General features: G+C 41.3%; 24 protein-coding genes and 1 pseudogene. All 25 read right to left on the reverse strand.

Going from position 1 to position 21,578, the window contains the following annotated elements:
* Positions 1 to 29: 29 nt before the first annotated feature.
* Positions 30 to 2,294: a siphovirus ReqiPepy6 Gp37-like family protein gene (locus tag Ana3638_RS19225; RefSeq protein ID WP_161839474.1), complete on the reverse strand. Its 2,265-nt coding sequence runs from the start codon at positions 2,292 to 2,294 to the stop codon at positions 30 to 32.
* A 3-nt stretch (positions 2,295 to 2,297) separates the two neighbouring features.
* Complete coding sequence (locus Ana3638_RS19230; protein ID WP_161839475.1) at positions 2,298 to 3,149, reverse strand: phage tail family protein; 852 nt, start codon at positions 3,147 to 3,149, stop codon at positions 2,298 to 2,300.
* 13 nt (positions 3,150 to 3,162) lie between these two features.
* Positions 3,163 to 5,589: a phage tail protein gene (locus Ana3638_RS19235; protein WP_161839476.1), complete on the reverse strand. Its 2,427-nt coding sequence runs from the start codon at positions 5,587 to 5,589 to the stop codon at positions 3,163 to 3,165.
* A gap of 203 nt (positions 5,590 to 5,792) precedes the next feature.
* Positions 5,793 to 6,182, reverse strand: coding sequence for a hypothetical protein (locus Ana3638_RS19240; RefSeq protein WP_456298139.1), 390 nt, complete (start codon positions 6,180 to 6,182; stop codon positions 5,793 to 5,795).
* Between the two features lie 8 nt (positions 6,183 to 6,190).
* Complete coding sequence (locus Ana3638_RS19245) at positions 6,191 to 6,781, reverse strand: major tail protein (protein WP_161839477.1); 591 nt, start codon at positions 6,779 to 6,781, stop codon at positions 6,191 to 6,193.
* Positions 6,782 to 6,784: 3 nt separating this feature from the next.
* Positions 6,785 to 7,126, reverse strand: coding sequence for a hypothetical protein (locus tag Ana3638_RS19250; protein ID WP_161839478.1), 342 nt, complete (start codon positions 7,124 to 7,126; stop codon positions 6,785 to 6,787).
* The gene (locus Ana3638_RS19255; protein ID WP_161839479.1) at positions 7,123 to 7,554 is read right to left on the reverse strand and encodes an HK97 gp10 family phage protein; all 432 of its coding nucleotides are present in this window, start codon (positions 7,552 to 7,554) and stop codon (positions 7,123 to 7,125) included. The genes Ana3638_RS19250 and Ana3638_RS19255 overlap by 4 nt, the downstream gene beginning before the upstream one ends.
* 5 nt (positions 7,555 to 7,559) lie before the next feature.
* A complete protein-coding gene (locus tag Ana3638_RS19260; protein WP_161839480.1) occupies positions 7,560 to 7,895 on the reverse strand; it encodes a head-tail adaptor protein in 336 nt (111 codons plus the stop codon).
* Position 7,896: 1 nt separating this feature from the next.
* Positions 7,897 to 8,217, reverse strand: a complete 321-nt coding sequence (locus tag Ana3638_RS19265) for a head-tail connector protein (RefSeq protein WP_161839481.1) — start codon at positions 8,215 to 8,217, stop codon at positions 7,897 to 7,899.
* A gap of 14 nt (positions 8,218 to 8,231) precedes the next feature.
* Positions 8,232 to 8,444, reverse strand: a complete 213-nt coding sequence (locus Ana3638_RS19270) for a head fiber protein (RefSeq protein ID WP_161839482.1) — start codon at positions 8,442 to 8,444, stop codon at positions 8,232 to 8,234.
* A gap of 12 nt (positions 8,445 to 8,456) precedes the next feature.
* The gene (locus Ana3638_RS19275) at positions 8,457 to 9,650 is read right to left on the reverse strand and encodes a phage major capsid protein (RefSeq protein ID WP_097015246.1); all 1,194 of its coding nucleotides are present in this window, start codon (positions 9,648 to 9,650) and stop codon (positions 8,457 to 8,459) included.
* Positions 9,651 to 9,668: 18 nt separating this feature from the next.
* On the reverse strand, positions 9,669 to 10,370 hold the full coding sequence (locus Ana3638_RS19280; RefSeq protein ID WP_161839483.1) for a head maturation protease, ClpP-related: 702 nt from the start codon (positions 10,368 to 10,370) through the stop codon (positions 9,669 to 9,671).
* Positions 10,367 to 11,613 (reverse strand): annotated as a pseudogene (locus Ana3638_RS19285) (phage portal protein). The gene Ana3638_RS19280 and the pseudogene Ana3638_RS19285 overlap by 4 nt, the downstream one beginning before the upstream one ends.
* Before the next feature lie 19 nt (positions 11,614 to 11,632).
* Positions 11,633 to 13,231, reverse strand: coding sequence for a terminase large subunit (locus tag Ana3638_RS19290; RefSeq protein ID WP_161840636.1), 1,599 nt, complete (start codon positions 13,229 to 13,231; stop codon positions 11,633 to 11,635).
* A 72-nt stretch (positions 13,232 to 13,303) separates the two neighbouring features.
* Positions 13,304 to 13,486, reverse strand: coding sequence for a DUF5049 domain-containing protein (locus Ana3638_RS19295; RefSeq protein WP_161839484.1), 183 nt, complete (start codon positions 13,484 to 13,486; stop codon positions 13,304 to 13,306).
* A complete protein-coding gene (locus tag Ana3638_RS27270; protein ID WP_456298140.1) occupies positions 13,483 to 13,758 on the reverse strand; it encodes a gamma-glutamylcyclotransferase family protein in 276 nt (91 codons plus the stop codon). Before Ana3638_RS27270 ends, Ana3638_RS19295 begins: the two co-directional genes overlap by 4 nt.
* 209 nt (positions 13,759 to 13,967) lie before the next feature.
* Positions 13,968 to 14,867, reverse strand: coding sequence for an amidoligase family protein (locus tag Ana3638_RS19305; RefSeq protein ID WP_161839485.1), 900 nt, complete (start codon positions 14,865 to 14,867; stop codon positions 13,968 to 13,970).
* A 147-nt stretch (positions 14,868 to 15,014) separates the two neighbouring features.
* A complete protein-coding gene (locus Ana3638_RS19310) occupies positions 15,015 to 15,242 on the reverse strand; it encodes a DUF4314 domain-containing protein (RefSeq protein ID WP_161839486.1) in 228 nt (75 codons plus the stop codon).
* Positions 15,242 to 15,931: a virulence protein gene (locus tag Ana3638_RS19315; RefSeq protein ID WP_161839487.1), complete on the reverse strand. Its 690-nt coding sequence runs from the start codon at positions 15,929 to 15,931 to the stop codon at positions 15,242 to 15,244. Before Ana3638_RS19315 ends, Ana3638_RS19310 begins: the two co-directional genes overlap by 1 nt.
* A gap of 117 nt (positions 15,932 to 16,048) precedes the next feature.
* Positions 16,049 to 17,968: a DNA cytosine methyltransferase gene (locus Ana3638_RS19320; RefSeq protein ID WP_161839488.1), complete on the reverse strand. Its 1,920-nt coding sequence runs from the start codon at positions 17,966 to 17,968 to the stop codon at positions 16,049 to 16,051.
* A 12-nt stretch (positions 17,969 to 17,980) separates the two neighbouring features.
* Entirely contained in the window at positions 17,981 to 18,565 is a 585-nt protein-coding gene (locus tag Ana3638_RS19325; RefSeq protein WP_202621516.1) for an HNH endonuclease, read from the reverse strand.
* A gap of 1 nt (position 18,566) precedes the next feature.
* Entirely contained in the window at positions 18,567 to 19,820 is a 1,254-nt protein-coding gene (locus Ana3638_RS19330) for a site-specific DNA-methyltransferase (protein ID WP_161840638.1), read from the reverse strand.
* A gap of 159 nt (positions 19,821 to 19,979) precedes the next feature.
* Positions 19,980 to 20,555 (reverse strand): P27 family phage terminase small subunit, encoded by a 576-nt coding sequence (locus Ana3638_RS19335; protein WP_161839489.1) that lies wholly within the window; start codon positions 20,553 to 20,555, stop codon positions 19,980 to 19,982.
* A 128-nt stretch (positions 20,556 to 20,683) separates the two neighbouring features.
* Positions 20,684 to 21,043 (reverse strand): HNH endonuclease, encoded by a 360-nt coding sequence (locus Ana3638_RS19340; protein ID WP_161840639.1) that lies wholly within the window; start codon positions 21,041 to 21,043, stop codon positions 20,684 to 20,686.
* Positions 21,044 to 21,161: 118 nt separating this feature from the next.
* Positions 21,162 to 21,578, reverse strand: a complete 417-nt coding sequence (locus Ana3638_RS19345; RefSeq protein ID WP_161839490.1) for a DUF1492 domain-containing protein — start codon at positions 21,576 to 21,578, stop codon at positions 21,162 to 21,164.

Below are 21,578 nucleotides of genomic sequence, written 5' to 3' on the forward strand. Positions count from 1 at the left end.
AACACCCTCCTTCTTTTATATATTTTAAATTAGCTGGGGTCAGCCAAAAAGCATACGCTAAACGGAAGCCACTCATTACCTGTGATGTTCGAAGCATACTCGTTAGTGCCATAACGTGCTGCAGTACATTGTCCGTTTTCACCTACTACAAACAGCCACTTATTCGTACTTGACCCTTGACATAAGGTACGAAAATCATAATTTGGCCTGAACCCTACTGGCAATGTGAACATACTCGTCGCTGAAGCCGAGTTTATGGTAGCACCAGTAGGCGGAGAACATGCACCAAATAAATGCACCACCCGTCCAACTCTTCGGTATCTAGGCCGCTGTGCTGTTCCTCCTGTATAAGCTGTAAAACCATTCTGAAATTCTGCATCCTGTACAAACTGCCACCCAGTATCTCCACCATAAATAATACCTGTGGTAGCGTCTCCATTAACACAAACGGGACCTCCCTCTAGATTTAAATACATGGGCGATGACAATCCGTTATTTCGTGTCATAATCTCATTACCGTCAAAGACCATATTTACTCCACCAGATACACCGATCTGTAACGGATTATCGGACGACGTAAGACTTATATCTCGATTCGGTAACTGTATCGAATTAAACTCACCTTTCTCGCTATAAGTAGATGTTCTTACAACTCCATTATCAATAGCTGTTACCGTAAAATTCTCACCTTCATAAGTGAATGAGCTTGATACAATAGGCAGGTTAGCCACAAGAAGTAGCTCTCCATTTCTGGGGTCAGCTAAAAGATTTCCTGCTTCAGTAAGTGCATATAATCCATTTACATATGCCGTGCCATAGTCTGATAACCAAACATAGATATCCCATATTGTTTTAGTAGAACTTGCGGACTTAACTACTTTGATATCAGTCGGTAAAAATGGACTTTTATCTCTTGTATAAGCTTGCACAAAGGATTGAATGGATATGGTCGAGAAAGATGATGTAGAATAAACATATCCTTCAATGGTACCCATTTTGGGAATTGTTCCAGTACCAATATAATCGAACTTAAAGGCAATACGATTAAATGAACCATTAATGACAACCCTTGCAACATGGTAGTATTTTGCCAGTGTTGGGTCATTACCTCCTGCTGTTGATGTATTTGCAGCAAGTCTAGCAGAACTAATCATTACACCACCTGAGAACTTTTGAAGTTCAGTCCACTCATTTGATTCACCGAGCATTTCAGTAAGGCCTGTCGGAGCTCCAAGAGATGTTCGTACTTGGCTAAATTCAGATTTAAGTTTTTGTGCAATTGTAAGCTCAGCCTTTCCAAAGGTTACATTAATACTCTGTCCTTCCGAATCATAGCTTTCTTCCACTTCTTCGATACGGGCTGTCATCGTAACTCCCCACTTTTTTGAAATAACCTGTACAACCTGACCGAGATCATAATCCGTCTTATAGGTTAAGTTACTGTGGTTATTGACAATCACATCAAAGGAATTAGACATGGAAAACTCTGAGAGCCTTGTCAGACCACGAAGGATTAATGCCTCATCATAGTCCGTTGGAAAATCTGCAACACGAAGATCCTTCGCATCTACAAATACTTCTCTTCGTTCTTCCCCAGCGCCGTTATAGATATACTCAAAAATACGACCATTCTCACCTTCTCCTTCTCCTCCAATCTTAGCTGTATTGGCATAAGTTGCTGTGTTTTTTGTTAATGTTTGATCCAGTAAGTTATCATATTCCTTTGAAAACACAGCTTGAGATGATGTTCCCATATACAAGGTGACCGTTAAGTGACCAGACTCTGGTGAAAAGATAGTTTTGATTCCAACGGATGTTGCTGTGCATAGTTCCTGTATTTTATCTAAAAGGTTGGTATACGACACTTGCTGTTTCACTGGGATATCTAGATTAGGTGACGAAAAACTAATATCTGTTATTTGCCTATCAGGATCAGATGGTGATATGACATTGTTGTTTATTAATTGTCCTATACAAGCTGATAAGTCACCATTCAGCCTCTCCGTATTCCAGATAATTCTTCGTCCTAACAGTATTGTCGCAAACCTTCCACTAACTATAATGATCTCGCTATCTGTTTGAGATAGTTGTTGAAACTCGATTAATCCAATTTCCTCATCATCGTTCTTCCAGATATAATTTCCCACCTGAAGTAATGCTGCATTTTCAGTGGATGCATTGGCCTTTAATTCAAACGACCCGCACTGGGAGTAACGTCTAGTCCATCGTAGGTATTCAAATGACTCTACAATTCCGATTAAGGCTCGATGTTGATTAAATACGTATAACTCCATATGCTACACCCCCAAAAACTGTGGACGGAAATTTATGATAACATCCAATAATTCCAAGTTCGCCGATGCATCATAGCGAAGATTATTCATGCCGGGTTCTAACTGAAAGAAATCAGAGGATGTATCTAATAAATAAAAGGCGTTGCTTTCTGTACCATTTATGATGCTTATTACTCTTTTTTCAGCAAAGTGAGTGTATATATGATATTCATCCCCATTGTTCATTGTTGTAAGAATTCTTATATACTCACCAGTATCCATAAGTAGAAGCTCTGGATTAGTAACTGGCCCTAATGCTCTAAATATAACTTCACAACCACAAGGTACATCTCCGAAATTATCCACTGCAATGATCTGACTTGGCTGTCTCATCCCAAACTCGATGCCTTCCTCCGGTATCTCTAATTCAAACTCTAGCAAAGGCTCCCAAGAAGCAAGGTCATGCCATACATCATCCAAGGTTTCAAAGAAAGGGTTTGGACATAGTAGGCTTATAAAGAACTTTGGTATCCTCTCTCTTGAGGAGACTGATAATACAGCCTCCTCAACAACACAGGAAATTTGTCTCTCACGATATCTAATAACTCCCGACTTCTTAGGGCTGAATAATCTTAGGAAGCTTTTACGCAGCTCATATGCTTCATCTGGTGTATTTGCTATAATCGTACCCTCTAATATAATGTTTCGCATATCCATCGTAGATGACACATAAAAAGCACCGTCCTGTTCCGGTGCCTTGAACGTATTAACGGTCTGGCGTATGTTTCCTGTACCGTCTATTTTGGTAATGAAAAATGGACGGCTTTGATTAAGAGTGATACTTTCGCCACTTGAGTTGATATAGGTAACTTCCACAGCCATCCCTCCTTTAAAGTTCGAGTGATAGTTTACGTGATAGGTTTTTAAACTCCCTAGACAATTCCTTTTCAGACAAAGCCTTAGGAGTCACTACAGAAATGTTTTGTGTAATACCTGCACTAGCAGCACCTACACCACTCTGTCCTGCCATATTTCTGTAGTTCATATCAAAGCTTGTAGGTATCACATTTTGCATATCTCTTGAGACAGTTTCCATTGCATCTTCAAATCCCACACCAATTCCCTCGCCCATATTGCGACCAAGACCTGCAAATAATGTTGATGGGGATGAAATGCCAAAGAAGTTTTTAATTTTTGAAACTACGTTTCCAAAAAATCCAGATATCTTATCCCATAGCCACGCTCCCGCATCTGATATCCCCTGCCATAGTCCTTTAATTAGATCACCACCCATATCGGACATATCACTTATATAATCAGAGAATGCATTAATAAGTCCTTTGATGATCTGCGGTACTGCTTTTACTACTTCCACAATAATCTGTGGCAGATTTTCAATCAGAGCGATAAACAACTGAACACCTGCAAGAATGATCTGGTCGATGTTATCAACAATCGCACCTACTAATGAGGTTACAATCTTTGGAATCGCTACTACAACTGTCGTAATGATTTGTGGTAATGCTCGAATTAACGATATTAAAAGGCGGATGCCTGCGTCTATAATCATCGGAATAGACTTAATAACCGCATTAATAATATTGTCGATGATTTCTGGAATTGCTTTTAATATTGCATCAATGATCGTAGGGAGTGCTGTTACTAATGAAGTCAACAACTGAATACCGGCATCAATAATCTGGGGAATAGCTTCTATTAGAAAATCCACTACAGCTGAGATAATGGCTGGCAAAGCTAATATAAGCTGCGGTATGGCTTCCACTAAGCCTTTTGCTAACCCTAATATTAGTTGCAAAGCCGCATCTAAAATCAGGGGCAAGTTTTCAATCAGTCCTTGAACAATCTGTATAACAGCAGAAACTGCTGCGGGTATTAGCTGCGGTAAAGCTAAGCCAATACCCTCTACAAGTGTGGTTACAAGTTCAATTGCCGCATTTATGAGCAACGGAAGATTATCAATTAGCGCACCAACGATAGTCATTATCGCACCAACCGCTGCTGGAATTAGTTCCGGTAAGAGGTTCAAAATTGTTTCTAATACCTGCGTGAATATACTTGTGAAAGTTTCAAGAAGCATAGGAAGTAAATCTGCAACCGCTTCTAGAATCGCACCTGTTGCAGTCGGTAATGCGGTTACGATATTTTCTAAAACTGGCACGATGTTAGCGACAACCGCTTGGAACGCATCAACGAGATTTTCAGTCAGATTTGTCATATCCGCATTTGCATTACCAAGTCCAGCAGTAAATGAGCCAAGTGAAGCTTGTAACAATCCAATAGAACCCGTTATTGTCTCCGTTGACTCTCTCGCAAAGTTTCCAGCATACTGCTCTGTATTTTCAAAGAACATCTGCATTGCAACTTCAGCTTTTTCTGCTTGTGTAGCACTTTTCCAAGTAAAGTCTAATCCCTTTGCAAGAGCATAGGCTTCAATGTTTGTAGCATTCATCGCCACACCTAAATTATCCATCATGGTAAAGTTGCCTTTTGCTGCACCAGTGACGGCTTCCATCGCAGAGGACATATCGATACCCATAACGGATGCCATATCCGCAGCACGTTGCATCGCTTTTTCAGTCAACTCAAGGCTTTTTTGTTGTTCGATGCCAGAACCTTGGAACAATGCGCCCATTTTGTTGGCAGTTGCAAGATAATCGCTTTGGGAAACACCAAGGTTTTTATAGGCTTCCTCGCCTGTTTTCTGAATCGATAAAGCATATTTGCCGAATACTGCCTCTGAACCACCCAGGTTTTGTTCCAACTCCCCGAACTGTGTAACTACCTCTTTACCTAACTTTATAGCAGCAGCTCCGGCAGCAACTACTACTGTACCCATTGCTACACCGATACCACTCAATATGCCACCGAGCTTATTAAACTTGCTACCAGCGTCTTCTGCACTTTTGCCTGAGTCTTCAAGTTCATCTCCAAGATTATCTGCTTCAACTGTAGACTGCTCTAATTCACGCTCCATGCCATTTAGTTCTGCCTGAGCCTTATTTAGTTGTATCTGCCAGTTTTGGGTACGACGATCATTTTCACCAAACGAGGTAGTGGCATTATCAAGGGCAGCCTTAAGGGTAGAAATTTTATCTTTCTGTGCATCAATTTCTTTATTCAGAACGGCATTCCGAGCGGTGACAGACTTTATGGATTTATCGTTTTTATCAAACTGACTGGTTACTAAAGACATTTCACTTCCTAGAACTTTAAAGGATTGATTGATTTCAGAAAGTGCCCTCTTAAATTCACGCTCTCCCTCAACGCCTATCTTTAATCCAAAATTATCTGCCATGCCATCACCTCCTCCTTATATACCCGGTGGAATAATATCATCAATCGTTCGAGTTCTTCTTGGTTTCTCAATTCCGTGCCATTGCTTATGGCAGGTCCATAAATCAAAAAACAGTCCAATTGGCATAAGCCAAAACTCCTCTGAATCCATGCCCATTTGAACTGTTCCATAATAGAAAAGCCGGGTAAAGACTTCAGTGTCTGTTACCCGACTTCCACGTTTTTTGGTATTTCTTCTTCACTTTCCACATTTCGTTTCGTACCTTTAAACATGGCTTCTGTGATTGCGTTTTTATATTCTGCTAGATCAAATGGTGTGGTTAGGAGTTCTACATCTTCCTCAGTTAGCAATTCTTCTGGTGAATTTTTGTTTCTAAGATTTTGAATTAAGATAGACTGGTTTGCAAGTAATGTAATTAACCATATAATCTCATCCAGTGCTATCTCGAAATTTTCTGACTTCATTAGCTTTTCACCAAGATTTTCAAGTCCACCGTATCGACCAGCAATCGCCTTTGTAGCACGTGTAGTTAATATAAGTTCATACTCTTTGCCTCCAATATTGATAGCCGCACTTCTCTCATTCTCCATCATTTTCCCTCCTAAGGTTCAGGTGTATATACTGGTTCATAAACTTCCGTAAACCAACCTGTTATAATAGCAGAAGAAACACCTGCATCACCTTCTGTGACCTCTGCTTTCCATGGATGTTTTCCCATACCGTCCAGCTTGTTTCTTCGCATTACCGTCCCCTCAATCGTGGGTGTAGAGAAGGTGATGGTATCTGCCTTTGTCTGTAAGTTGGTTGCTGGTAATCCAAACATCACTTTGTATAGCCAAAAATATCGGTATGTGCCATTGGCCTTTTGAGCACGAAATCCTACCGCGACAGGAGTCCCCACATTCTCACTTGCTGAGATTAATACTCCGTTGTCATCTGTAATCGCACCAGTTAAATCTGCTGCTACAGTTGGGCCAATGTCATCTACACCAAGAGTGAGTGTGCCGCTATTAAAGTCCTTCACGACCTCGGCCGCGCCATCATCCGCATATAAAATCGCTTCTACCAACTCCACCGAGAGTTCTGCAGTAATGGCTTTTGCAAGAACTGAAGGTACAGCATAGGTTTCTTCACCATTGATATCTTCAGTTATTTTTGAATAATACAATCTATCAAGACCGATTGTTGCCATAAGTTACTCCTCCAATCTATAGTTTTTTGCCACATCGATGGCATAATGGTGATATCCGGTATCGTCCTCGTGGCCAATATACCGACGTTCCGTCACAGTGAAGTCTGCATCTAGTAAAGCTTGTGTGAGCTGCCTTTTCCGTTCTAAGTAATTAATTTTTGAGAACAGAGATATCCTAGCTTCCTGCACATCAAATCCCGGGCGATTATCCGCATGGACTTCGAAGATGTCTGAAAGAGGAAGTATCACAGCATACTCATCCGGTGCTATATCTGAAAAGATCCCGGTTTCAACGGGGAGTGGTATAGCGGTAACGAGGGTATTGAGTTCTTCTAAAATATTCATATCTTACTGATCTCCTCCTCCAGCTTGGTTATCATTGCATTCATACATGGCTTTCTAGATGTAGTTCTCGCTGGTTTAAGGAAGGGTTTTGCAGGTTGACCATGCTTTCCGTATTCAATAATACTAGCAATTTTAGCATTACTTTCTCCATCTGATCGTGGCTCTGCAAAACCAACTTTCACATTGAAGTTGCCGCCTCTATCCTGCTTTGCACCAGAAAGACCCAATGAGGATAGCAGTTCACCAGTGCTTCTTGATGAATATTTAGTATCCCTGCCGATTGCTTTACTAAGATTACCTTTGACTTTAGCCAGAACCACTTCACCACCAACCTCTAAAACTTTAGGTAGAATTACATCAGTCTGGTCAGATAACCTGGATACCTTTAAAAGAAATTCTTCTGGCATCTTGATATTTACTCTTGCCATATCCATCACCTCACAGTTGGTTCTATCTTTTCAGTTAAAACCTCAATATACATCCCACGGCTTCTTACATCTTCTACACTTAAAATTTGATATCTACCGTCATCACAGACTATGACCATTTCTGTTGTAACCTTAAGACCAGAAATTTTCCTAAACCGAAATAGGCAAGAGGCAGTAGAAAATGAAGCCATATTTGTCCACCGTTCACTGCTGTGACGATCTTCCTTATAAGCACGTACACTAGCAAGTATGTCATCTCCCTTTATAGAAAAGCCTTCCTTATCTTTAATTGGCACGGTGCTGATAATATCAATAAAGGTATTCATCTTTCCAAAGCTCATGCTATACACCCCACTCTCTGTCAAGGCGTAAAAGTAAGTTCACTGTGTTCCATACTTGTTGACCCGCCTGTACACTATCAGCGAAGAAACCAGCCGTCGAACCATCCCTACTTTCATAGAAATGGCTCGACAGCATTATCACTGCTTGTTCTGTTGTAGGTGGCATGGCTTTGGTTTCATAATAACCTTCTGTGACATGCTGATAACTCTGTGCGTACGACAATGCTGCAGTGATAAAACCAATAAGGAGATCATCATCTTGGTCATGCTTTAGGATTAAGTTCGCCTTGACCTTAGGCAAGAGATTGTCTGCAACTGCCATATCACCAACCTCCTTTAGTCAGCCTCCATTAGTCCTGCAGCTTTTAATTTGACTAGCAAGGAATTAAAATCCGTAACCACCCCAGCGACATCAGTGGCTGTGCTGTCCGCTTGATTTTCAGCAATTGGGAGCCCCGTTACGGAAGCTCCCTCTAAGATTTCTAATGTTCCGCCAATTACTAATTTCTCGCCGCCTTGTTCCATGTAGTTCTTCGTGTTATAACTCATATCGCACCTCCATTACGCTTTCTGCTGGAGCACCTTAACAGCCTCTGGTAAGATAAGCTTGCCATCAACACGTTGAGTAGCAATAAAGCCTACTTGACCTGTAACGGCAAAGAGTTCATTTAATCTTTTGAATACTCTTCCTTGACGATCAGCCACCCAGTAATAGCTGAAGTCACCAAATATTACGGTCTTTGCTGCTGCTTCAATAGTAGGCACATATGCAGAGGTGTAAAGAGGACGGTTTAGAATGGTATCTGGTGTTCCTGCTTGGATGGAAGGTTGCCATAGATACTGTCCGTTTCCGTCTTTCAATTTGCGGATGGCTTTAATCGTAGCATCGTTCATTACAAACACAGCCTTATTACGATATGGTGCTTTCAGACTGTAGAACAGATCTAACATTTCGTCCAGATTGATAGCTGTTGCTCCAGCTGTAGTAACACCGACTTGACCGCCACCTGTAGCATTTAGAATACCTGTTGGCTTACCTGTTCCATCACCAACGAAGAAGGCTTCCTCCTCCTTGTTACCAATACGACGTGCGAACTCTCTTGTAATATAGCTTTCAAGATTAAACACAGAATCGTTTAGCAATTCTTCAGAAACTTTAATCATGGTTGCCAGTTTATAAGCACCAATGGATACTTGACCAAAGCTATCATCGCTCTCAGGAATTGCTCCTTCTTCATCTACCCAGCTTGCAGTTCCTTTGCTTGCTACAACTGGGATTTTTCGATCACCGGAAGATGTCGTGATAACATTAGCAAGTCTACGGAAGATATTCTCTTCTTCTAGTGCTTCCACTAAGGTTCGCTCGAATTCATCAGGTACAAGGTATCCACCCTCAGAATCGGTACCAATCGTCAATGAATTTTTTACATCATAACTAACCTTGTCACGCATAGCGTTCCAGAATGCCTTTTTGTATTCAGCACTTGCACGGCCGGTCTTTTCCTCTCCCGTTCTTGTTGGCTGATTCGTAATAGGGTTACTGGTTGCTTTCGATAATTCTAGGTCGATAGATGCTTGACGTTCCAAACGCTCGATTTCCTTACCAAGAGCCACAACGTCTGCTTCCATCTTTTCATAAGTTGCAGTGTCTTCAGCGGATAACAATCCATCACCGCCACGTTTCGTATCAAGGAATGCTTTTGCTGCATCCCATGCCTTAGCGCGCTTTTCGCGCAATTCAAGAATTTTACTCATTGTATTTCCTCCTTTAAATTAGTGAGAAATTAAAGAAAGCCGCTTATCCAGCGACTCGATTGGGGTTCCTATTTTCGGTTTTTGTTTTTTGGGAATTTTCCCAAGAAGCGAGTTATATACAGCTGCACGGGAGAATATAAGTCCTTGCCCTGTATCGAGTGGACTTCGCTCTTCATCCTCCGTAAACATAATTTTGTCAGCGAAGCCAAGCTCAATGGCTTTGTTTGCGTTCATCCATGTTTCTGCATCCATAAGGTGGGAGATTTTAGTTCGGGATAGCCCGGATTTTAGTTCATATGCATTGATGATACTTTCCTTTACCTCATCAAGCAGAGCCTTTGCACGGAGCATTTCCTCGCTGTCTCCGATGGCTATGGTCGAAGGATTATGGATCATAAGCATGGATACCGGAGACATATATACATCGCCACCTGCCATAGCAATAACCGATGCTGCACTTGCTGCCAGTCCATCAATCTTTACGGTTACACTTCCTACATAATCCATTAGCATGTTATAGATTTGAGCGGCAGCAAAGACATCCCCACCGGGCGAATTGATCCACACTGTTACATTTCCAGAGCCAGCCATTAATTCATCCTTGAATATCTTAGGTGTTACTTCGTCCCCCCACCAAGTCTCGTCAGATATTTCTCCGTTAAGATAAAGAGTACGATCCTCGGTGACTTCATCTCGCACCCAGTTCCAAAATTTTCTCATTGGCTATTTGCCTCCTTTTCATAAAAATTACCCGCCTGAGAAAGCGGGAGCATATTGCCATTAACAAGATATAAATCACCGCCTTCTTCATAAGGGATGCGATTCATATTCTCTAGTTCACGGATGTCGTTTGCAGACATCCATCCATTTTGTCTTCCGACTGAATAACCATTCATACGACTCTGATAATCGCCTCTAAGAAGACCGTCCACATTAAACTTAATAAACAGTGATAATTTCTCGGAAGGCAAAATTAATGACTGCTGCAATGCCTGTTCCCAGCGAACCACCCAAGGATCAAGGGTGTATTTTACGAATTCCAGCGACTGCTGCTCTATATTGGAAAAACTTGATTTCTCAAGGTCACCTATCATATGGGGAGGCACCCTGAATATACGAGCAATCTCATTAATCTGAAATTTTCTTGTCTCAAGAAATTGTGCCTGCTCAGGTGGGATACCAATGGCTTGAAACTTCATGCCTTCTTCTAAGACAGCAACTTTATGAGCATTTCCACTTCCTTGGTAAGCACTATTCCAACTATCTTTGACTCTCTGTATGTCTTTAATTACACCAGGGTGCTCCAATACTCCGCCGGGATTTGCACCGTTAGCGAAGAATGTTGCACCATATTCCTCAGTGGCCAGTGACATTCCAATAGCGTTCTTAGCCATTGCTATGGGCTATAACCAATAAGACCATCAAAGCCAAGACCAGGGATGTGTAGAACTTCATCCTTGCGAAGCGTGACATAGCCACCTTGGGGATTGATACCGCTTTCATCAACATCACGATAATATTTGTATACTAATTCTCCATTTGATGCTCGGCTAACATCCATTTTGCTTGGTAACAGAGGATAAAGTGCAATCGCCTGGCCACGCCCGTTTCGAACAACCTGTGCGTAGGCATTACCCCAAAGTAAAAGATGACTCATAAGTGTTTCTCGAAACACGAATGAAGTCATCTCTGGATTTGGTTCATCATGAAGAAGGTGATATAACGGATGAAAAGGAATTCTTTCTTTTCCTCCGTCCGAACGATATCTATATACGTGTAGCGGAAGCCCTGCTATAGCTTCAGCTAGTATTCTTACACATGCATACACTGCTGTGGTCTGCATAGCAGTTCGCTCATTCACCGCTTTGCCAGATGTTGTTCCGCCAAATAAAAAAGAAAACGAACTGCCCACACGATTTTGCGGTTTATCTCTTGATTTGAACATTCCTTTTAATAGATTCATAGACATCACCTCCGAATAGTTAGAATACAATTAACCCTCGATTATCATAAACAGAATTGTTTGTTCCACCACGACGAATAGCTCTATCAAGAGCCATAATTGTTGCAACCGCACCATCTATCTTTTCCGTGCTCTTTTCCTTATCCGGCTTAATGTTTCCCGCCGGGTCAGTTCTAATAAAGATATTATCCATCATCCACCGAAGTACTGGGTGTCCACCGTGTGCAATTTTCTCTTCCAGTGTCAACTTCATCAACTCTTTCGTTGGTGGTGACATATCTTTAAATCCTTGACCGAATGGCACAACTGTTAATCCTAGACCTTCTAGGTTCTGCACCATCTGAACTGCACCCCAACGGTCGAAGGCAATTTCTCGAATGTTGTATTTAAGGCTTAACTCTTCTATAAAATTTTCAATGTAACCATAATGCACTACATTTCCTTCTGTTGTCTTTAAGAAACCTTGTTTTTCCCATATATCATAGGGAACATGATCCCTTCTCACTCTTAGGTCGAGATTATCCTCTGGTATCCAAAAATGAGGAAGGATAATATACTTGTCATCTTCATACTCTGGTGGAAATACAAGAACAAATGCTGTTATATCCGTTGTTGATGATAAGTCCAATCCACCGTAGCATTGTCTACCTACAAAACTGTCAGGGTCTACTGCAAATGAACATTTATCCCATTTTTCCATAGGCATCCAACGTACGGATTGCTTCACCCATTGGTTTAACCGAAGTTGTCTGAATAAGTTTTCTTCTGCAGGGTTTTGCTTTGCATTTTCGCAAGCAATTTGTATCTTTTCAATATCTACCGTAATGCCCATTGAGGGGTTGGCTTTTGCCCATACCTTCGGATCTGTCCAGTCATCAGCCTCATCGGCTCCATAAATGACTGGGTAGAATGTTGGGTCAACCTTTCGCCCTTCTAGGATATCCTTAGACTTTTGATGTACTTCATAGCATATTGAGTGCTGATCATTCCCGGCAGTCGTAATTAGAAAATACAGTGGTTGCTTTCTAGCATCTCCGGAACCATGAGTCATAACATCGAAAAGCTGTCGGTTTGGCTGAGCGTGTAACTCATCAAATACCACTCCATGAACATTTAAACCATGCTTTGTATATGCTTCAGCAGAAAGAACCTGATAGAAACTCCCAAGCGGTTTATACACTAATCTCTTTTGAGAAAGTACAGGTTTTATTCTAGCTTTTAACGCCGGACATTGCTCTACCATCTCAACAGCCACATCAAAAACAATGGATGCTTGCTGACGGTCAGAAGCACAGCCATAAACCTCTCCACCATGTTCAAAATCACCGCAAGTAAGCAGTAGTGCTACTGCTGCCGCAAGTTCTGACTTTCCTTGCTTTTTAGCAATTTCAATATAAGCAGTATTAAACTGACGGTAGCCATTCGGCTTGATAACACCAAACAAATCTCGAATAATCTGTTCCTGCCAGTCAATCAATTCAAATGACTGACCGTACCACTCTCCCTTGGTGTGTTTTAAACAATTTATAAAGGCTACTGCTGTATCAGCCGAATCCTGATTATAAACCGAACCATCTGCTTTGAAGATGGTCGGCTTGTATGTCTTTAGTTTTCGTATCGCCGCCACCTCCCAGTGAACACTGAAAAAGGAACCCCATAACAGGATTCCCTTCCAAAAATGTAAGCTATTCTATTCTCTGACTTCACCCGTAAGAATGAAGCGAACATAATCATCTCTATGTTCAGATAGGTAATCAATCAATTCATAGTACCCATCACGTTCTGCAATATCGATAACAACAGGAATGTCAAACATATTTGTTTCTCCGGTATTTCGAATTGCTAGAATTTGATCCCTAATTTCTTCCGTCATTCTCCATCCTCCTCTGCAGAGTCGCTAACAGCGTTTCGTAAGATATCAACATTAAAGTCTGCACTTTTATAGCCTTCTAAAATAGTACTGTAATAATAACAACTTGGTTGACCGAGTGGTCTTCCTTCATTCATAATATAAACCATTGTCGTCACGTATTTTTTATCTAGTCTTATCTTAAGTGTTTCCTTTCGATAAAGAAATGGCCATCCTTCATAACGGTCAAGTGCTGTCTCATCTGCGGGTGTGATTTCCCATACAAGTACTGGCACACTCCCCCCTTATAAGGCTCAATGGTTGCCACAGCTCCCGCATGTGAGCCTCTAAAAAGTAACCGATAATTATTTATTTTACTTGCTCCGACCACCTTTGCTGTGGGGCATCTATTTGCCATCTGCTCCAAATTAAGATTGGAGCCGTAGGCAATGTAAAGTTTATTGCTCATTGTAATCCTCCTTTGGTTTTGAGTTTATTGGATTGTTCAGGCTGCCCGAAATCGCCAAGCTGCAGAACCCGAAAGCGCTGCTGTTAGATGCTCTCTGCAGTTAGCAAACTCCTCTCCAATTAAGCCAATGCGGTTTAAGTAAGTCCTCATTGCAAACTTCTCGTTTTCAACCTGTGGTTTCTTAGCAGATGCACATTTTTGCGTTAAAGCTTGGTTGTTAATGGCTAGAGCAAGAACGATGTAGCTTCTTATCTTACCCGCATGAAGTTCACTATTAAATCCCCTAAGCTCAACCGTATGGTTTCCTGTGAAAAAACTGTGGAGGTTTAAGAAGTGGTATCGGCTGTTGTGGTAATGCGTACTTTTGCTTTCGCTGTAGCCCTCATACCAAATATCCTCAAGCTGTCGCATGGTTTTAGGCTTTTTGCGATTCATTTTCTCGACCAGAATGCTATCCATCTTTTTGCAGTAGCTCATTCTCTGAGGTGCTATCTGCAGTGCCTTGTAGAAAAGGTCATTCTTGCTTGCAATGATATTTACAAAATTTCGTATGCTTCTTGGTGTATGGTCTGCCCCATCAAGGTGAATGTGAATTCCGCAAGTTGAATTTGTAAATGCTCCTGCGTGACGAAGCTGCCTAACCAATTCTTGCAATGTTTCTATATCTTCTCGGTAAGTAAGTATCGGACTAACCAGCTCAACGCTGTATTCTCTTCCAGCAGAAACTGTTCTTCCCCTTTCTTTCCTTTGGCAATTAATGCTGCCATCGTACATTACTTTCCAAACCCTACCGTCCGCTGTTATTACCTTCTTGGTGTCGTAATATGTTCCACCCTCCGAATAAGTTCCTTGTAAAAATTCTGCTACCACTTTGGCTGCCTTTTCTCTTGTAATTCCTGTGAACTCAATCTCAATTCCGAAATTTGCTCTTAACATTGTTTTTCTCTCCTTTTAAAGTGTGTATGTCCTTTCGGCATGTATATATATCACTCTAAAAGGGTTATATATCAAGACAATTCACCGATATATCGCGGCATAATCTACACAATCTTTTTGTACATTTCCGTGGCTAAAATGTGTAGTTTACTCTTCGATTTTCCTACATGAGTCCTCGCCAAAAACCACTCCTAGAGAACCTCCCCTATCCCATTTCACATGAATGGTACCAATATCATCAACACTGGTAACTGTACCTTTATCACCTGGTATTAGTTTCGTATAAGGATCATTCATTTCAATAAGAACCACTCTCGCTCCAGGTGTGTAAGAATCCCTTAAGCCTTTTAATGTTTCAGCTGATATTCCTCTCACTATTGTTCCACCTCCTCAAGCTTAGATGGTGTACTTTTAAATGCAGAACTTCCTGTTAGCTTCGAAAGTAGAATCTTTCGCACTTTCTTATATTCCGAACCGATAAAACCAAGGCGAAGAAGGAAGCAGCGGAAGGCATATTTCTCATTCTCTACTTCCTTTGCCGTTGCAGTTATTCTCACCTGTGTCTTAGCCATCTCACATATTGCTGTAATAAAATGTGTATAAGCCTTAACCTCATCTGCACTTGAGTCAAAGGGAAACCAAGGAAAGCGAAATGTTTCTTCAGTCTGCTCAATCGGAAGGGCTTCAACACCGAGTGCTTTCTTTATAAGAGCTCCTTTGCTTTGAATGAGCTTATCAAGATTTGCTATAGCAGTGTCAGTAAAGCCTTCCTTCGGTATCTCAATTGCAAGCAAGTCAGAGGCGTTTGTGTTGCCCTGTGTTGCGTTTTCAGGCTCTTCAAAGGCAAACCCGCGACCAACAAGTTTATCGAGCAGTATTTCCACCGTTTCGCTGTCTGTGCGGTCATCAAATATAAGTGTTCCTTCTTTATCCACCGCAAAGACATCAATATCATAAATGAATGTCGGTGCTCCTCTATAAACTGGCTTTACTTCAAGGATCTCACCGATTGCAGTAACGAATGCTTTTCGTTCACTCCCTGAACGATTAAATCGTATTTTCATATTCCTTATACCACCTTTCTTTTTGGTAGTGTTATATATCACTCTAAACCAAGTAAATAGCAAGTGGTATGTAGCTTATATTTTACATTCTACTATTTACACAAAACTGTAGTTGTTTCATGAATTAAGTTCTACAATACCTGCAAGTACAAAGCAAACGCATGGCAAGGCAACACCATTGCCCCACATTTTATATTCCGCTGAATCCGAGTGAGGATGTTGTAACCATTTAATAATTTGCTTTCTACTTTTTGGCTTCTTAGCTTTCCCTATTATCCTTCGGTGTGTTTCAAATACATCCATCCAGAAAGCAATATCTTCTTCCGTAGGATCTTTTGTTTCAAGATCACTGCACCACCAATCCGGGAATCCTTGAAGTCTCGCACATTCTGTAGGTGTCAGCCTTCTTACGATATACTCAGGCTCTACAATATGATAATCGCCACTGAAGGCTTCCTGATTACCAAGCCACTGCTTCGAACCCATACTGGCAGCAATTGTTCCAAACACTTCTTTGCCAGATGCTGTTTTTACAGCATTAATCAAAGGTGGGTCTTTATAATCCGTAGCCACAAGTGTATTTGCAAGCTCTGTTTCTGCGCTGGTAAAGAAGGATGCCTTACTGGACGAATAAGTTGGCGTTGCAACCGCACTCGGCCCCTGCGCATTTAGTGTTGAAGAGATGCCTTCATCGTTTATACCTAAGTTTCTTGCAAAGTTCTGACCACAATTAAAGCTTTCTCTATCAATGGCATAGATTACAGCGTGTTTATCTACGGTATTTAACGTGAAAGAGATATCCTCACTTAAGCCATCCCCTTGTGGACCATTGCAGTCTTTCCTTCCAATCATAGAGCCTTGCAGTGCAACCACAGCAATACCGCCTTGATTACAGGAAGGATTACCTCCGTTACAATCCACCGTGCGTGAAGTATCTGCCTCATAGATACCGCTGTAGGGGTTATCAGATTTCATAGAGTTGCTATCCTTAGCACAAATTCCAAAAGCCGTAGGTACAAATAAGGTCTGATCATTATTACAAGAAATCGTGGCAGATTTATTATCCTGTATCAAAGCTCCTTTACCGCCACCTTCACAGCCACACCGTATTTTTAATGTCTTTGGTGTTTCCATTACAAAAGGTTGATTATTACCACCCGTACCAAAAGTAGCAAGAACTGTCTGCGCTGTTTCCAGCGGACCCACATACCGACTGTCCTGGGAGTGGTTTTCAAATACCAGTGGAGGGTGGTTTGATTTAGCACGAAGGGTGCTAGTCATATCCTCTGTGACATCCATACGATTCCCACCTTGGTCATTTAAGCAGGTCGTGCCTGTTTCTCCAGTGCCACCTTTAATATTGGTGGTAGTTCCTTCCCACGGCTTGATGCTCTGCGAAGAATCCCTTGACAAGCCTTCGGACTTAAATAATATTTTTCCGGCACTCCTACCTGTAAAATCTGCGACAAGGTAGATACGTTTTCTTCGTTGGGGTACTCCCCAGTATTGCGCATCAATTGTTCTCCAGGCGATGGAGTAATCTTCTCCCACGATTTCTCCTGCACTAAGCCATTTGTTAGGCTTAGGAATAGATATGGTTTTATCTTTAATCCCTGTGATGCTTTCGAGGACTGCCCTAAAGTCCTCTCCTTTGTTTGAAGAGAATGCTCCGGGGACATTTTCCCACACAATAAATCTTGGATATTGTCCATTCGTTTTGCACCTCATTTCCTTAACAATTCGGATTGCTTCATAAAAAAGGACGGATTGCTCTCCGTCCAAACCAGCTCTTTTTCCTGCTACACTCATATCGGTACATGGTGAACCGAAGGTAATTATATCTACAGGCGGGAGCTGTGCACCGTTTAGTTTGCTGATATCTCCAAAATGCTTCATCTGTGGGATACGTTTGGTCGTTACCCTGATTGGGAATGGTTCAATTTCGGATGCCCATAAAGGTTCGATGCCACAGAGAATGCCTCCTAATTCAAATCCACCACTGCCTGAAAACAGTGAGCCGAGGGTTAGTTTATTCATTCTGCATTCACCTCAAATAAAAACAGCCGCTTTATCAACAAAGCGACTGCATTTATCTTTCACTAACTCTTTAATTCTTGGCAGTGCCTCTGGAACATCGTTGTAAATGCCGTATTCCTCAAATAAGATTTTTATTCCTTCATTTCTCGCCTGTACAGCTTCCATAAAAGTCTTATAATAGCCAAGATGAATATCCGTTTGACAGTATTTAATCCTTGCACGATATTTATTTCTTGGAGAGTAATAGCTGACTCCAGACACCCCAGATGTATTATTCTTCTGTAGCCCTTGGTTAAATTGGTTTTGCTGATGAGTACAAATTCGCAAATTGCTTTTACGGTTATCAAGTGGATTTTGATTGATATGGTCAATTTCATATCCCTTTGGAGAATTTAAAATAAATCTGTGTATGCATATCCCTTGCTTATTTCCAATATAGTTTATTGAATCACCGCTCTTATTACAGCGATACCAAGGAGTATCTTTGATTATATTAAAATCCTCAGTATCAAAAATAAATATTTCACCTGTGCTTACAATACCGAAACCTGTCTTTCCATCAGAAGAAAACCAATAGCGGTTTGTTTTTGCTCCCACCCTAATCCCTATCCTTTCCTTTAATATCCTTTGCTACATCTGCATAACACAGAACCTTACCATTGCGCTCAACCGTTACATCATCACAATTCTTCTTAAACTCAACATAGCGTCTAAGTATGACAGATGCATACTTTTCGTCAAGCTCCATCATATAGCAAATTCTATCTGTTTGTTCGCAAGCAATCAGTGTACTTCCCGACCCACCAAATAAATCAAGAACCAAACCGTTTACCTGGCATGAATTCTTGATGGGGTAAGACAATAAATCAATTGGTTTTGAAGTTGGATGGTTCTCATTTTTCTTCGGCTTATCAAAGGACCATATCGTACTTTCTGAACGTCCGGCATACCAGCGGTGTTTACCGCTTTTCAGCCAGCCATAGAGAATAGGTTCATGTTTCCACTGATATGGACTTCTGCCCATAACAAAGCTATTTTTCGCCCAAATACATACACCACTTAGGTGAAACCCCGCATCAACAAATGCTTTTCTGAAATTCAAACCCTCAGTGTCAGCATGGAATATATATGCAGAGCCTCCGTCTTCAAGGCTATTTGCCATATTGGTAAAGGACATCAGCAGAAAATTATAAAACTCCTCCGACTTCATACTGTCATTCATGATAGTTAGCCCACTTGAACTCTTAAAGGACACGGCATACGGGGGATCAGTAAGAATAAGATTTGCTTTTCTATCATTCATCAGATTTTTTACTGTCTCGGCTTCAGTTGCATCACCACACACAAGCCTGTGTCTACCAACAGTCCATACATCACCTTTTTCAACGAACGCTGCTTCCTCAAGAGCCTTTGTTAATTCAAAGTTATCCTCAACAGCTTCACTCTTATTAATACCACTAAACAGATCATCTAACTCTCCCACGTCAAAACCTGTAAGCGATACATCAAAGTCTGCACCTTGCAGATCTGTGATTAGAAGAGCTAGTTTATCTTTGTCCCAATCTCCACTTATTTTATTAAGTGCAATATTAAGAGCCTTTTCCTTTTCTTCATCCATTTCAATGATTACGCATTCTACTTCTGTAATCCCCATATTTATCAGCACTTTCAAACGCTGATGACCACCAACAATTCTACCTGTGTTTTTGTTCCATATAATGGGTTCAACATATCCAAACTCTTCTAAAGAGCGTTTTAATTTCTCATACTCTGGATCCCCCGGCTTTAGGTCCTTACGAGGGTTATATTCTGCGGGGAGCAATTCTGCTGTTTTCTTTTTTTCTATCTGCATTATTCGCATCTCCTCTCCAAAAGTTTATACAGTCCTTTATTTGCACCAACAATATCGCCTGCTAATGCTTGCCCGCGTATTGTTTTATACTGTTGCTTAGTTAATCTTTCTCTTTGCATTTTTAAATGCTTTAGAAATATATAGAGAGTCATATGCTACCTACCTCTTTCTTCCTGATAAAAGAGCCTCCATGATATCATCCTGAGGATTTCCAATAAATGATGTCGTGCAATTCTGCTTAACGATATCAAAAATCTCATACCAAATAAGATTTGCTTGCTTTTGAAACGATTGGCTCATCTGTACAAATGGACTTGTTATAGCACCACCTGTTGTTGGATGCTTTCCTAAAAGTCCGTATGTACTAATCGCTTCCTCGCATTGGATATAACGGGTAAATGCTTGCGCATAAGCTTCAATCAATCGAGGGTTAACAAACTTCTCACACCCACGTTCTTTCAGCCATTTCCAAGTTTCAGTGTATAATAAATCTGCCCCTAACGGTTTACCATCCCTTTGCTTTGCACTAAGGTAATCACTCGGAGCGGGCATATCTTCTCCGTACAATTCTACGACTCCCTCCGGTTCATCAATCTTAAATACGGTTTCAGGCTGTAGGTCTGGTACCTCTAATATCTTTGCTGCTTTGCCGCTTGCTATTTTATCAGAAAGTGGTAGTGGCTTATCACCTGCACGAACTCGTCTACCTCCTCTATTCGTTCCGTCTTTCGCCACATTTTTGCTCCTTTCTTGACTTGCAGGGGTTAATCCCCCGTTTGAACTGGACTTTTTTTGCGTGATGCCCCACGCCCGTTGCACAAATAAATAGTTGTAGAGATTCAGACCGGGCCTGGCATCTACTTTTATCTATCATGCCAACGATCTCCATCTCTTGCTGTGATGGCAGAATGACATGGAGTACAAAGAGCCATCAGATTTCTTTTATCATGGGTTCCACCTTTTGAAAGAGGTAAGATATGATGCACCTCATTTGCTGGTGTCAACCTTCCTTGCTTCTTACATTCCTCACACAGAGGGTGGGCTACAATATAACTATCTCGAATGCGCTTCCAAGCTCGACCATAACGCTTTCTTGTTTCAGGGTCGCGGTCATACTTTTCATACCGTGATGCTTCCTTCTTCGCATGCTCCTCACAAAAACGACCATCAGTTAATTCAGGGCATCCGGGGATAGAACAAGGTCGCTTAGGCTTCATTGGCATCTGCTTCACCTCACTTTTGGGCATAACAAAAGCCACCAAGGATCTCTCCTGCGGTGGCCTATGTCTATACTTTCTACAATACCATTATACTATATTCTGTAATAACATCAACTCTCCTTTACTCTCCACTTGCATTAACAACAACCTTCTTTAGTGCTCTATCACGCATTCGATAAGTATGCTGAATGCTATAGCCCATCTTGATAGCAACTTCCTCCCATGTACAGCCGCAAAGAAAACGAAGCTCAAGCAAGGTCTGGTATTCCTTATTTTCGACTGCTTTGATACTAGCAGCAATCTGCCGCTTAATGTCCATTAACTGATGTATGTCACGATCAATTTCTCTTTGGAGATCCACAATCTTTGCAACTACATTTGCCATAGAGGATACGCTATGGTTGGGGTTACGAGGCATACCGCTGATAGTAGTGGTGCATTTTGTTGCCAGTTCATTTAAGGAAGCAAGCTGTTCAAGCTTACTATCAATGCGAAGGTCAAGTCGGTAGGCTTGACTAAGAAAATCTAATGTAGTCAT

It is taken from the genome of Anaerocolumna sedimenticola (assembly GCF_009931695.1).
Lineage (GTDB): Bacteria > Bacillota > Clostridia > Lachnospirales > Lachnospiraceae > Anaerocolumna > Anaerocolumna sedimenticola.